A 14823-nucleotide genomic window follows, 5' to 3' on the forward strand; every position below is an offset into this window, starting at 1 on the left:
GTGTTGGGAGGGCTTGGGGGTGAAGGCTTTTTCCCGCTAGACGGTAGAATTTTTTCATCGGGATTACACGAGACAGGAGGGGGCGAAGAGCCTGGAAACGCGACGGGGTAAACGACAAGGAACAAAAATATAATATTTAGTTAAACTAACAATTAGTAATCAAGAAAATCAGATTAACGTATATTTTAGTTACAAAGGGATTGTATTTTTGCTGTACCCTATGTAATATTGCTAAATAAAACCCCAGTAAGTCAGTCAATAAACAGTATTTTAAAAGCTGTAGCTGACTTTGCAATCGTGTATAAATGGCATCCGCAAGCCCGCATTTAATTAAACAGGTGTATAGTGCGTGAAACTCGAATTTCCAGAGATTTTACAGAATTAAGACATCGAAAATTACATACACAAGGGAGCAATGATTATGACTGTCGCTCTAGAACGTCCCAAAAAAAGAACTCGCTCGGCAGAGATTCGCGAACAACTGGGATATCCTATCATTGATACAGATGTACATACCCAAGAATTCCCCCCAGTTTTCTTGGATTATTTAGAGCAAGTCGCTGGTACTACAATTGCAGAACGCTTCCAAGAACACCTACCCGGTTCATCCCGATCCAAATGGTTCAAGCAATCTTGGGAAGAACGTCGCGCATATCGCACTACACGTCCTCCTTTCTGGACTCGTCCCACTGATGATGCCTTAAATTTAGCTACCATTAGCTTACCCAAACTTCTACACGAGCGCTTGCAAGAAGCAGGTACAGACTTTGCTGTTGTATATCCCAACTTAGCAACTTTAGCTCCTCATATTGGCAATGAAGATATGCGCCGAGCAGTATGTCGTGCTGCAAACACCTATCATGCTGATATTTTCCGTCCCTATAGCGATCGCTTAACACCAATCGCTACCATCCCCATGCATACACCCGAAGAGGCGATTGAAGAGTTAGAGTATGCAGTGAAAGTTTTGGGATTGAAAGCAATACAAATTCCCGGTCATATTCGCCGTCCAATTCCCGCTTTTGAGAAATATGGTGAGGAAGTCGCAAATGAAGCTATCTGGATTGACACCTTTGGTTTAGATAGCAAATATGACTACGATCCCTTCTGGAAGAAGTGCGTGGAACTCAAAGTTGTACCCACCACCCATTCTAGTGGTATGGGTTGGATAAATCGTCGCTCTATTTCTAACTATCAGTACAACCATATCGGTCACTTTGCTTCGGCTGGTGAAGCACTCTGCAAATCACTGTTTTTTGGTGGTGTGACTCACCGCTTCCCTACCTTGAAGTTTGCTTTTTTAGAAGGTGGTTCAGCCTGGGGTGCGAGTCTTTACGCTGATTTAATTTGGCACTGGGAAACCCGCAATAAAGACCACCTGTTGGAAAATAACGATCCTGCGAAGATCGATCGTGAAGAACTGTTAGAGTATTACGTTCGCTATGGTGGCGAACTCGTACACGGTCGCTTAGATCGATTGGGAAGCGGTCTGGGCTTCCACTCTGAGTTAATATCTCCTACCGATCCAGGCGAACAGGATGAATTTGCCTTAGCAGGAGTTAAAACTCCAGAAGACGTGCGGACACGCTTCTTAAATCACTTTTACTTTGGTACAGAGTCAGATGATACCCGTGTAGCTCATGCTTTTAACCGCAAAGCCAATCCTTATGGCGATCGCATTAAAGCCTTTTTGGGTTCTGATTCCGGTCATTGGGATGTACCTGATATTACAGCTGTAACTGCCAATTCTTACTCCTTTGTTGAACGTAGCATCATTACAGAAGAAGACTTGCGCTATTTCTTATCTATTCATCCATTAGAGCTGTACACAAGTCTTAACCGTGACTTCTTCAAAAGAACATCTGTAGAAAAAGCAGCAGATGAATACTTAGAGAATAAGGATTAGGGACAAGGGAGACAAGGGAGAAGGACGCATTTCCAATGCCCAAGTTCTAATATCAAAATTTTGTAAAATCAGGAGAACGCATCATGACTATTGCTTTAGACCGTCCAACACAAAAAACTAAATCTGCTAGGATTCGTGAAAAACTGGGTTATCCAATTATTGATACTGATGTTCATACCCAGGAATTTGAACCCGCAGTTTTGGATTATTTAGAAGAAGTTGCTGGAAGTGGAATTGTTGAACGCTTTAAAGAACATTTACCAGGAGCTTCTCGCTTTAAATGGTACAAGCAAACTTGGGAAGAACGTTTTGCTTATCGTACTAACCGTCCTAACTGGTGGGGACGTCCGACTAAAAATACTCTAAATTTGGCTACTATTAGCTTGCCAAAGTTATTGCACGAACGGTTGCAAGAAGCGGGTACAGATTTTGCCGTTGTGTATCCTAACTTAGCTACAATGGCACCAAATATAGGCAATGAAGAAATGCGGAGGGCTGTGTGTCGGGCTATTAATAAGTATCATGCTGATATTTTCCGCCCGTACTCTGACCGCCTCACACCAATTGCTGCAATTCCCATGCACACTCCTCAAGAAGCAATAGAAGAGTTGGAATATGCCGTCAAAGTTCTTGGTCTGAAAGCCATTCAAATCCCCGGTTATGTTCGCCGTCCGATTCCCGCCTTTGAGAAGTATGGCAAGGAAGTAGCAAATGAGGTGGTTTGGATTGATAACTTTGGCTTGGATAGCGAGTATGATTACGACCCTTTCTGGGAGAAATGTGTAGAACTGAAAGTTGTACCTACGACTCACGCTTCAAGTCAAGGTTGGACGACTCAACGTTCTGTAACCAACGCTCAGTACAACCATATCAATCACTTTGCTTTTGCTGCAGAAGCACTGTGCAAATCTTTATTCTTTGGTGGCGTTACCCGTCGCTTCCCCAGTTTAAAATTTGCTTTTATGGAAGGTGGTTCTGCTTGGGGTGCGAGTTTGTATGCTGATATTATTTGGCATTGGGAAACTCGTAATAAAGAACATTTGTTGACCAAGAATAACCCTGCTATTGTAGACAAAGAAGCACTTAAAGAACTCTACATTCGTTATGGTGGAGAACTCGTGCATGGACGCTTAGATGGACTCGGTGATGGTTTGGGATTCCACAGCAAGCATTTTGCACCTGAAGATCCAGGCGAGCTAGATGAATTTGCTCTTGCGGGAATTGAGAAGCCGGAAGATGTACGCGATCGCTTTTTAAATCACTTCTACTTCGGTACGGAGTCAGACGATACCCGTGTAGCTCAAGCTTTTAACCGCAAAGCTCTTCCCTTTGGCGATCGCGTGAAAGCTTTCTTAGGTTCTGATGCCGGTCATTGGGATGTGCCTGATATTACCAGCGTGGCTGCTAATGCTTACTCCTTGGCAGAACGGGAAATCATTACTGAAGAAGATTTACGCTACTTCCTGTCTGTTCATCCATTAGAGTTATATACCAGTCTCAATCGTAACTTTTTCAAAGGTACGGCGGTCGAGAAACAGGCGGAGGAATATCTTGTCAGTATTGGTCGTTAGTTAATTCAGACTTTGCTCTCTCAAAGCTAAGTATGGTGGGCAAATAAATGCCCGACGCCACTCCTCGCTACGCATGGAAAGACGCGCACGAGGGTGGCTTCCCTACAGATATAAAATATCGGTATTTTCATCATAGCGAAAGCTTCCTTAAAGCCTCGAAAATCTATCAAAGATACTAATACCAATTCTCTGTGAAATTGCACATTATTGCCCTCACTCTAGAAGAGTGGGGCTATACAAACAAAGCCCACCTGCGTGGGCTAATTAGATGCATCTTCATTAAGAAATGGTATAACGATAGGTAAAATGTCTAGAATTGGGTTTGTAATTACGCTATGGCTAACGCCATTTTAGGCGAACAGCGTATGCATTGCAACTACAAACCAGCGATAATTATTCGCACCGATTTACTTAAACCCTAAGTTTTTCAAGGTCAGAAACTTCTTAAGAGTTGGTGGCTAATCAACAAAGATTTAGAGTTAAAGTATTTAGGTTAAATGTTATATAACAAAAAAGGAAATTTTTTTGAAATTTCAATGAGGAATTTGTATTGATAACTAAACATGAAAGAGTTCTTCTGGAAGAGCTTCAAAGTACGCGTGGTTCTAAAAGCAAACGGTTTGTTATTGATGGAATTGCCTTAATTACATCATTCAGTGGGCTTATATTTCTGTTTTTCCTCCACCACCAAAGCTATCTTATTCTTCTTGCATCTGCACTTTGTGGAGGAATGATAGGTGTTTCTATTGAAAAGATGTATAGCAGACAAATTATGTCGGTAGCACTCAAACTTTATAAAATGAACTCAGGAAACCCAACATAATTTCGCCTAAAAGCTATAAAGAGGAAGAAATTATTACAACTTTATCTTGAGAAAAGCTAAGTAAAAATATTTAGAACTTTCAGCGAGAAAAACTGAGCCCGAACTCTATGTTGTAAAATTTTTTCCTGCCTGATAGCACTCTTATGGATGATGTGACTGCTGGTTATGTAATGGAAATGAATCAACTTATTCTTGTTACTTGGCAGGCTGTTAGTTTTAAAAAACGACTTCCTTGAGAACTTCGTCCATTGGGTAATTTGGATCGACAAAATCGAGCGATACTTCACACCGAGTTAATGGAAACGGTTCTAATAACTTATCTTTTTCCCAACTTTCTAATCGCCACCACAAAGTTTGCACTACTATTTCTCTACCCTCAAGAAACTCAAAAGTAATTTCACCAATATTATTTAATCCTACTATTTCTTTACCTGTTGTTTTACTAGAAGTATAATCCCGATAATTTTTTGCTGTTGCTAAATATTGCTCTAAAGGTTTTTTACGCTCCTGACCGGGCAAAGGAGCTTTGACAGAATAGGGTATGGTAGAGTACGATTCTTTTGGTTCTTCGATACCTTCTGAGTTGGCAGATAAAAAATCAATTCTATACCACCATTCGGGTTGTTTGTTAATTTGTAGCGATCGCAAGAAACTTCGCTCGTTTACTAAATTCAATTTGGCAGGACTACCTTGAAGTATTAAAGGCAAACACTGAACTGTCTGTTCAAAACTTTGGTCAATGATAGTATAGATATTACCAACTTCAAGACTCTTTTGTTCTGGATTTTCCCATCCCAAAACCTCTACTGTTGGAAGATTGTTTGTGATGGCAAAGGGGACAAAACCTTGAGTATGTAATGAATGGCTCCCGCCAAATCCTTGGGCTTCGTTTTTTAAGGAACTGCTAGTAAATTGGGCAATGACTGTTTGTAACAATGGATTGTGGGGGGACTCACCATCGACAGGCTTGCCATAGCGCGTCTCTACGTTATTATAATGGGGACTTTGGAACGGATAAGTTGCACCATACTGCAATCGGGCAGCAAAACTATAATGAACATCTCCCGACAGGATGATGATACGATTTTTCCGTTCTGGTAGTGCTCGCAATGCAAGTCTTGCTAGCAGCCGTTCAACTGCGGTTTCTTCTAATCCCCAAGCTTCTGGGTCAAAACCCCATGCAGAAGCCCCTAATTTTTCTGCCATGTTTTTGGCTATCTTTTGTACGGTTTCTAAAAAAGGTAAACCAATGACTGGGCTTGGAGATACTACTATTGTGATTTTGGCATCTTTTGGGCGAGCTATTTTTGATATTTGTTCATCACAACCTTCTGCACTTAAAAGTGCTGGAAAATCAAAGTCTTTGTCGCCAGGAAACCCTCGCCAAGTGCGCGTGTCTAGGACTAAAACTTCAAAATTCGGACCAGTGACTGTATAGTGCCACTTAAGAGAATTTTCTTGATGTGGTAATCGTCTGGGCTGAGTTTTTTTAATTTCTTCAAAGGTAGGAATATCAAGACACCGTGCTATTTCCTGTTCGTAGTTTAGATCTCTTCCAAAAGAATCTGACCATGCTTCAGTTGCTTTCAGCAATGTTTCACCGGGTGTGTTACTTTCAAATTGCTCTGGTGTATTTCCCCACCCCTGGCATAAAGCATAGGAAAGCAATCCGTTTTGCAAAATACGTTTGCCCAATGGCTGTTTCAAAACGCGATCGCACCACGCCATATTAAGAAACCAGTCATCCGTCATTTCATGATCGTCAAATATCATATAAGTGGGAACATTCGCCAACCCACGTCTAATATCTTTTAGCGTTGAACTAAATCCTTGTAAGTAGCACAGTTCCTCTTCAAAAATAGTTTTTTCCTTACTACTTTTTAATCTATTGGGATAGACATCTTTAAAATCAGGTAAATTTTCTTGGTTTGTCCACAATACATCACTCCAGGCAAATAAATACATTGCTACAAATTCCCCTAATGTAAATAAGTGACTTTTAGCAATGTTAGAAATTCTATTCATTTTGCCAAGACTAGCTGTTAGCCCAGCCGTATGCGTTGCTAAATTGTTGCGTTGACCGGGATTTAACTCTTCAGGATAACTGATGTCTGGAAGTAGTTCTGTCCAACCCAAAAGAGTTTGGGATGCATCCACAAGCATGAAAAGTAAGGTATCTGCAACATCATCTACATAAACTTGATCCCCTGTTAAGAAAAGTTGATGCGGTCGTTTTTTAGGGCTTTCTTCTAATGCTTCTCTAATGATTTTGTCTAAAGCTGCTAGTGCATCTAAGCTTTCTCCGTGAGGTTTGCGACACGAACCATGAATGATTCGCAAATCGTTTATGTCTTTTGGTACGAGTGCAAAACTCGGCAATTCATATTGAGGATAGGCAATGTCTTGGAGCGAACCATCCAAATTAAATACACCGGGTTGATTCAGTGTTTCCTCAGTCCCAAAGTCTAAATTATATAGATAAATGTCTCCGTAGGACAGTGAATTTGGAGATGAAATCTTGGCAGTGACAGTAACTATATGTAGATGAGTCCCCAGGCTAATACTCTTTCGACTTCCTGTCAATAATAATTTATGACGAATATCAAAGATTTTTAAAGTAACAGTGCGGCTTTCTTTCAAAGCCACCCAGACAGTTACAGAATGTGTATCGGTTCTTCTTAAAATTGGTCCTGCAAGAACAAGGGGTAGGTTGTTTATCCGTTCCTTCAAAGGTAGCCATGTCATGGAGCTTGTGTAATTAAGAGAGAGGGGATCTTAGTTTTCGCAATTAAATTATAAAAGAAACATAGATTTAAAAAAGTTTTTAGATTTCGACTGTTTCATGACAGGCAGCATGGTGTAAGGTTCAACAGTCACCAAGTTATGGTCGTTACCATGGAACAAGATCAACTTATTATTCTCCGTAACACCAGTCGTGTAGATTTAAGCGATCTGTTTTCAGGGCGATCGCGTTCTATACAATCGGTTCGAGCATCAGAAGGAATTAACCTTCGCCTTGATGTGGAATCGCTCGACAAGCAAGATCTTTTTGAAGTGCGACGAGATCCTGAGGTTGTCAGTATTGCACCACCCATGCCAATTGCACTGGTTAAACCTGTTGCTAGCCAACAAACAGAAGCTTCTCCAACTGGGGTGACTTGGGGGGTGAGTGTCACCAGAGCATCAGAAAGCCCGTTTACTGGTAAAGGCGTAACAGTTGCTGTTCTCGATAGTGGAATCGATGCCGAACATGAAGCTTTCCGAGGAATTCAACTCGTACAGCGTGATTTCACTGGTGAAGGAAACGGTGACAATTACGGTCATGGTACGCACTGTGCGGGAACTCTATTTGGTCAACCAATTAACGGCTTGCGTTACAGCATAGCGCCTGGGGTTCAACGTGCTTTAATTGGTAAAGTTTTAAATGGGGTAGGCGGCGGTACTACTGCAGGCATATATCAAGCATTATTATGGGCTATCAACGAAAATGCTCATGTTATTTCCTTATCCCTTGGCTTAGATTTTCCAGGATACGTAAACAAATTGGTTGCAGAAAAAGAATACCCAATGGACTTAGCAACATCAAAAGCATTGGAGGCTTACAGAGCAAATATTCGTTTGTTTGAAAGTTTGGCAGAATTAACTCGTGCGAGAGGGGCTGTTTTCCAACAAGGGACGGTAGTTATTGCAGCAGCTGGTAACGAAAGTAAGCGAGACATTAAGCCTGATTATGAATTGGCTGTCACTCCACCTGCAGCAGCTGATGGAATTATTTCTGTAGGAGCACTTCGCACGGATGGCGAACCACATAATGCTTTAACAGTAGCCGATTTTTCCAACACAGGGGTGAATATCGCAGCTCCTGGTGTTGACATTTATTCTGCAGCAGTTGGTGGTGGTTATATTGACATGAGCGGAACGAGCATGGCAACTCCACACGTTGCAGGAGTCGCCGCACTTTGGGCAGAAAAAATCTTAAGTGAGACTAGAACTGTCAGTTCAACTGAATTGAGTGCTCGATTGATCGGTCAAGCAACAAAATCTCGCATAGCAACTGGAGTCGATCCTCTAGATGTTGGTGCAGGGCTTGTACAGGCACCACTAAGTTAGGGTATTTTGGATTTTAGATTTTGGATGATAGGGGATTAAGAATCTCCCCCGTGTCTCCCTTATCCCCCTTATCTTCCTTGTCTCCCTTATCCCCCTTATCTCCCTTGTCTGGCCGACCCCAATCTCTAATTTGAACGTATATTAAGATTTCTCTTAAATAAGTAACAACCTATAAACCTTTGTAAATCTTAAGATTATCTTAAAAAAATGGGTTTAGTATTATTCTTATGCATCCATCAGCATCATTATGCTAATGGTTAAACCACATCTAGTTGCAATAGGGTTAGTTAGTTATGAAATCTTCTACACTACGTCACCTATGGTCTGTGATTGAGGAAACTCAAACCAGTATTCTTTTAAATTTTAGCGATACAGAACTCATCCAGCAGTTACTCAAGCAACTCCAAAACCAAAAACTGATGAATGGAGAGGAGCTTACCACGATTAATACCTACTTAAGTTCCAAAGTTCCCTTAATTCGGGACATTGCTTTAGCACGTTTGGCATAACAAAATCATCTTTATCAGTAATAGTGTAAGATAAACTACAAGTATTTTTGTAGCAAACCGATCGCTATTTCCGGTACTTCTAGATGGGGTAAAACTCCTGCATCTGCGATCGCGTGAAATCCTTGAATTGCAGTAGTATTTAACTTGACTAAACGCTCTCCCAACTTGATACTCGTAAATTGTGCTTCTGTTCCCCAAAAGACAACAGTTGGAATAGTCAGTTGTTGAATGTACAAACTCAAGTCAAAGTATAAATCCCCTCGTAAAAATGCTAAGGCGGCAAACTTTGCATTGGGCTGTTGTGCAGAAGCTAAGAAAGCTTGTACCATCTCTTGAGAAACACGTTGTGGATTGGCAAAAAGAAAGCTTTGCAAAAAATTGCGTACAGCCAACTCATTTTCCGCACCTAAAATATAAATCAAACGATCTAATAGAGGTGTATTGATAATTTGCAGGGGAAGCCTGCGTCCTGCACCTTGTCCAAAATCATCAAATCCTGACGGGCATACCAAATACAGTGCTTTGAATAAAAAAGGTTGGGTGATGGCAAGACGTATCGTCAAGGCTGCTGTTAATGACGATGCTACCACTGTGACAGGTGTAGGACAAGTTTGTCTGATAAACTCAGCCAAGACTGTCAGGTAATCTTTAACTTGATAATCCCGCACGGGATGAGCAGATTCACCCCAACCAATTAAGTCAGGAGCTAATATGTGGTGCGTGGTTGCAAATGCAGGATAAACTTTAGACCATTCATATGCAGAAGCCCCACCACCAAAATTGTGCAGAAAGACAAGGGTTGGTAAATCTTCAGTTTCAGATATTATCCAGGGTACAGCCGTTTGGGTGTAGTAAACCATAAACCCCAAGGATGTATTGATGACTTTCTGCCCAAAACCAGGGGCTTGAAATTGAAGCATAAATTAATACCGCATAATTCGTAATTCATAATTCGTAATTTTGTGATTACAAATTCTTTCTAAATATTAAGCACGGTTTGCGGAATATAAAAGATTCAGAGGGTAGTTTCTTGTAGTGAAAAACCTACCCTATTATAACTTAATTGGGAAATAATTAAGTTATAGAGTTAAAAGTACCAACTATGTCCATAACAACCTCTGCTTGTTGTGCAGTCACCTTAAATCAACAACAGGAGCAAAATATTCAGCATCACAAGCAATGTGTGGATTCTGCGCCTGAGAACAGTAAATGTACGTCAAAAACTCGCACTGTTACTGTTGTAGAAAATGGTCGAGCGATCGTCAAACCAGCACCAGCACAAACTCAAGAAGATTCTAGTTCCAGCCTTTAGAGGATTACAAAAAATTCACTAAACCGAGGCGCAGTAATTCTCGCGTGAAATCACATGAGTAGCCAATGGTAGCGTCAGCGAGAAACTTGCCTGTAAGAGCATCTTTTGTAACTCCATAGCCCCCAAGAATTTCAATAGCTGTTTGGGCATTTTTAATTGCTACGTCTACGGCAAAGGTTTTGGCTGCAGGTGCCTTAATTGTTGACGCTAGTTGGGGATCGGTATCAGCTGTATGGGCTGCATCCCACACCATTAACCGTGCTGCTTGAGTATTGACCATCATATCAGCCAGTTTTAAAGCAACGGACTGATGCTCAATAATGGGACGTCCCCAACTCTCTCGATGCTTGGCATAATCTAAAGCGTACTCGTAGGTAGCACGAGCCAAACCTACATAGGAAGCAGCTAGTCCAATAGCGACTTCAGGAAGTAACACAAGCAGTCTAGCTGCTTCGCCCTCATTCCCAATCAAATTTTCTACTGGGACTCGGACGTTATCTAATAAAATTTCGGCATGATGGGAGGGTTTCCAACCAATCATCTCCGTTCTTGTGCCAAACTTTAAACCAGGTGTATCTGCAGGAATGTAAAATATAGACAAGCTTTCATGTAATGGTTTGTCTAAGGCTGTGCGGGTAATCATGAAGTAGCTATTAGCAATACCAGCATTTGTCACTAGCGAAGATTTTTTACCGTTGAGAATATATCCATTACCCTCTCGCCGAGCAAAGGTTTTCATCCCTATTTTGGGGTCTGGTATGGGACAAAACAAATCTGAAGTGGCTATGTTTGGTTCACTTTCTGCAGCACTAAACAAATGAGGTTTCCCAGATTTTACAAAAGATAGGATTTGCTTTTGCTGTTCGCGAGTTGCTGCTCTTGTCACAAAAAGCGACATAGCCGCCGTGAGGTTAAAGTAGCTAGAGGCAATGCTAACGTCTACAGCGCCTATTTCTTCTAACACTAATGCCAAGTCTACACATTTTTTGCCCTTACCACCGTACTCTTGCGGTAGCAGTAGAGATGTAAATCCTAGCTCGAATCCTTTGTGGAACACTCGTTTGCAGAAATCCCAGGGTTCGATGGAGCGATCGCTAGACTCTTCAATTATCTGGACAATAGGTTTGACCTCGGTTTGAGCAAAGTTGCGTGCTGTTGACTGCAACATTTGCTGCTCTTGTGTTAAGGTGAAGTCAATCATGATTTATCTTCTATTTGCATTTAGATATTAGACATTCCCAAAAATTGAGGGTGCAGTGCATGCAACCTTTATAGAGACGTTTCAAATAGAGCGTCTTTACGTTGTGTTTCGCCAAATGTCTGTTTTTTATATAGGAGCAGTACTGCAGTGTTTCAACTCCTTATTGAAAAATATACAATTTTGTTAACTGTTTGGTTAGCGTTAATTAAAGTATAAAATACTACTATATTTTGAAGTACAAGACATTTTGAGTTTTGCTATAAGACGAAAAATTATTACTTGCTAAGGCTTTCAGCTTAAACAGGGATGACAAAGCTTTGAGTAGCGTGAAAAAAAGATGTCAAAATTGTCTATAAAAAAGACAATAGTTTTAATACACTTACGGGGAATTAAACATTTTTAGCTGCGGCTTGAGTGCCAGACTTGCGATCTCCTCAACTAAATTCACGAGATCGATGGGCTTGGAAATGTGTGCTTGAAAACCTGCTTGCAATGCCTGTTTTCGGTCAAACTCTCCTGCATAAGCAGTGATAGCAATTGCTGGTATCTGTCCGCCCCGTTCTGGTGGCAAAGTTCTCACTTGCCGCATTAACATATATCCATTGACTTCTGGCATACCAATATCGGAAAGCAAAATGTCTGGTTGAAACTGAGCGATCGCAGCTAGTGCTTCCTTTGCAGATGGGACTGCTGTTACAATTGCTCCATAATGTTCTAGTGAGACAGTTAAAAAATCTCGTGCATCTGGCTCGTCGTCTACAAGTAAAATTCTAATTCCTTGTAAGTTTAAACCGAGATTGGATTGTATCTCGTGTTGAGGAACGTCCAATGGATCTGGTGTAAGGGGTAATCTGACTGTGAAAGTTGCTCCCAATCCAATACCCTGGCTTTCTGCTTGCACTGTTCCACCATGCAGTTCGACTAAATGACGGACAATTGCTAGCCCCAACCCTAATCCACCAAATTTTCTAGTTGTAGAACTGTTTTCTTGACGGAAACACTCAAACACGTAGGGCAAAAAAACAGAATCAATACCTATTCCAGTGTCCTTTACACTCACTCGGGCATACTTTAAGATTCGATCTGTTGTTTCCCTATTCCCTATTCCCAACTCTCGATTTACCTCTTTTGAGAGTTCTATTTCAACACGTCCACCATTAGGAGTAAATTTAATAGCATTAGAAAGCAAATTCCACATGACTTGCTGCAAGCGGTTTGAGTCACCTAAAAGGAGGTATTTGGAATTTGAGATTGGGTATTGAGTATAAGTAACCTGGAATTCAGATTCCAGTGAATTCTCGGTATTGTCATCCCAACTTTCAGCCACTCCCCCATCACTTGTATCAATTGAAAACTTCAAAGCGATGGATTTAGCTTGCGCGGACAAGCGCACTGTTTCCATTGCAGCTTGAATTGTCATAAATAAGTCAACAGGACAACTACTCAAACTGAGTTTTCCCCGGATAATTCGAGAGACATCTAACAAGTCTTCAATCAGCTGTGATTGTAACTTAGCATTCCGCTCAATGGTTTCTAAAGCACGGTCAGTTGCTGTCTTATCAAACTCGCGAGACCGCAGCAACTTTGACCAACCGAGAATGGGATTTAATGGTGTGCGGAGTTCGTGAGAAAGAACTGCTAAAAATTCATCTTTGATTCGATTTGCTGCTTCTGCTTCAGCACGTGCTCTCTGTTCCCTCTCTAGCAGTTGCTCGCGTTCTTTTTCAGTCTGTTTGCGCTCGTTTATGTCCAAAAACGCGCAAATTCCCCCCCTAGGTTGATTCTCTCCGTCGAAAAGTGGCGTGGCAAAACAAAGTAGAGTTATAGCTGTCCCATCTTGATAAACGAGTTCGATTTCTACATCTTGAACTTTGACTCCCTTGTGAACAGCGTATTGCAGGGGAATTTCCTGAGGGTTTAATTCTCGCCCTGCTCGAAAAATTTTGTATGGTGGCGGTAATTGTCCTTGGGAAGGAGTGATAGAAGCATTGGTGTCAGGAGCAAGCTTAAGCAACTTTGCTCCTGCTGGGTTAACCCGGATGTATTTGCATTGTGGGTCTTCCGCAATAGCGATCGCGATGGGAAGAACGTCAAATAATGTCTGTAACTCGTTAACCCTCATCTCTAAAGATTCTGCCATACTATTGAAGGCGCAAGCTAGTTGACCGAGTTCACCAACTTCATCAACTAATCGGCTTCGAGCATTCAACTTCCCTTCCTTAAGTTGCTGAGTTGTTTCCACAAGAGATTTTACCTGCTCTAGAAGAAAAACATTTCCACCTACCCAAGCTGCAACCAATGCCAAGATAGAAACAGCACCAAAGCCAAGAAGATTGCGAGTTAAAAGCCAATCAGCTTTTGCAAAGGCTACGGATAGGGGAATACCAATTCTGACGTAAGCATCAGGGTTTTGTGGATCGTCCCCCAACGGTACAAAGGCAAATATACGTGGAATTCCATCCAAGCTATTGACCTTGTAATAACCTTCTCGAGCAGAACGCATCCAATTGTAAGAGTCTTTTGGTAGTCGCTTGCCTACCCACTTTTCAGGTTCGGGGTAACGGACTAAAAGCGTACCTTGAGGATCGACAACGCTCAGTACGGAATTTTCCGGTAACTTAACCCGAGCTGCTAGCTGATTTAACTGCGCTAAGTCTAGTGCAGCAACAATAACCACTTGAAGCTGACCTGCTTTATTGATGACAGGGTAAGCGAAGTTTACAGTCGCTTTTTTGGTAACTCGATCGATTTGGTAATCGCCAACAGCAAATTTGCGAGTTTGTAGAGCACGCTCGAAATATTTACGGTCATTAGCACTGACAGATGGTTTGTAGGCAAGAGGACTACAGAGACTATTTCCTTTTGCGTCTAATACATTAAGGTTTGCATAGGCAGGATACTGTTTGAGGAGGTTCGCTAGCAAGCGATCGCACTCTGGAGATTGAGCATTACGTACAGTTGGTACATGAGACAATGTTATCAAAAGTTGACGAGTTCCTTCACTTATCTGCTTTTGATTGTTAGCGGCTAATCGCGTTAACCGCAATGCGTTTTCTCTGACTTCTGCTGTTGCTGTACGTCGTTGTTCTGAGGCTGTATAAAGAATGAGCCCTAAAGCTGGAATGAGGGACAGCAAAACAAGCACAAGCAAACGAGCGCGAAGACTGGCTAGAAGCTTACGCTTATTCAATTTGGCTTGCTGAGGCGTTGATTGCTTTCTGAGCATTACAGCTTTTCAAGATTTATATGATGCTGTCAATCATAGCCCAACTTAACTGAACCCGATCTTCGGAAGATTTAACGAAGATTTAACATATATTATTAGGCGGGGTTCAATCGCTTGCTCCAAGCGTAGCTTATTAACAACTCGCTCGTATTGGTATAACAAATT

10 protein-coding genes are annotated in these 14823 nt (G+C 41.5%); 6 read left to right on the plus strand and 4 right to left on the minus strand.

Translation table 11 applies throughout. The annotated features are described in order from the left end of the window. Positions 1 to 421: 421 nt before the first annotated feature. The 3 genes from HC643_RS03835 to HC643_RS03845 all read left to right on the plus strand — a co-directional run bounded on the left by HC643_RS03835 (position 422) and on the right by HC643_RS03845 (position 4300). Positions 422 to 1906, plus strand: coding sequence for an amidohydrolase family protein (locus HC643_RS03835; protein ID WP_038075668.1), 1485 nt, complete (start codon positions 422 to 424; stop codon positions 1904 to 1906). 83 nt (positions 1907 to 1989) lie between these two features. Beyond that, positions 1990 to 3477, plus strand: coding sequence for an amidohydrolase family protein (locus HC643_RS03840; RefSeq protein ID WP_038075517.1), 1488 nt, complete (start codon positions 1990 to 1992; stop codon positions 3475 to 3477). Between the two features lie 550 nt (positions 3478 to 4027). After that, on the plus strand, positions 4028 to 4300 hold the full coding sequence (locus HC643_RS03845) for a hypothetical protein (protein ID WP_038075514.1): 273 nt from the start codon (positions 4028 to 4030) through the stop codon (positions 4298 to 4300). 216 nt (positions 4301 to 4516) lie between these two features. On the opposite strand, the gene HC643_RS03850 is transcribed toward HC643_RS03845, so the two are convergent. Then, a complete protein-coding gene (locus tag HC643_RS03850; RefSeq protein ID WP_038075511.1) occupies positions 4517 to 7045 on the minus strand; it encodes a metallophosphoesterase family protein in 2529 nt (842 codons plus the stop codon). A 150-nt stretch (positions 7046 to 7195) separates the two neighbouring features. Between HC643_RS03850 and HC643_RS03855 the strand changes: the two genes are divergently transcribed. Beyond that, positions 7196 to 8410 (plus strand): S8 family peptidase, encoded by a 1215-nt coding sequence (locus HC643_RS03855; RefSeq protein WP_162002344.1) that lies wholly within the window; start codon positions 7196 to 7198, stop codon positions 8408 to 8410. A gap of 293 nt (positions 8411 to 8703) precedes the next feature. Further along, entirely contained in the window at positions 8704 to 8919 is a 216-nt protein-coding gene (locus HC643_RS03860) for a hypothetical protein (protein ID WP_038075505.1), read from the plus strand. A gap of 35 nt (positions 8920 to 8954) precedes the next feature. On the opposite strand, the gene HC643_RS03865 is transcribed toward HC643_RS03860, so the two are convergent. Continuing rightward, complete coding sequence (locus HC643_RS03865) at positions 8955 to 9839, minus strand: alpha/beta fold hydrolase (RefSeq protein WP_038075503.1); 885 nt, start codon at positions 9837 to 9839, stop codon at positions 8955 to 8957. A 182-nt stretch (positions 9840 to 10021) separates the two neighbouring features. Between HC643_RS03865 and HC643_RS03870 the strand changes: the two genes are divergently transcribed. Continuing rightward, positions 10022 to 10231, plus strand: coding sequence for a hypothetical protein (locus HC643_RS03870; RefSeq protein WP_050045586.1), 210 nt, complete (start codon positions 10022 to 10024; stop codon positions 10229 to 10231). Positions 10232 to 10235: 4 nt separating this feature from the next. On the opposite strand, the gene HC643_RS03875 is transcribed toward HC643_RS03870, so the two are convergent. Together HC643_RS03875 and HC643_RS03880 are read right to left on the minus strand one after the other, a co-directional pair. Next, positions 10236 to 11432, minus strand: coding sequence for an acyl-CoA dehydrogenase family protein (locus HC643_RS03875; RefSeq protein ID WP_050045585.1), 1197 nt, complete (start codon positions 11430 to 11432; stop codon positions 10236 to 10238). A 379-nt stretch (positions 11433 to 11811) separates the two neighbouring features. Further along, positions 11812 to 14658, minus strand: coding sequence for an ATP-binding protein (locus HC643_RS03880; protein ID WP_063779481.1), 2847 nt, complete (start codon positions 14656 to 14658; stop codon positions 11812 to 11814). Positions 14659 to 14823 lie beyond the last annotated feature (165 nt).

The organism is Tolypothrix bouteillei VB521301 (assembly GCF_000760695.4).
In the GTDB taxonomy this organism is placed as follows: domain Bacteria; phylum Cyanobacteriota; class Cyanobacteriia; order Cyanobacteriales; family Nostocaceae; genus Scytonema; species Scytonema bouteillei_A.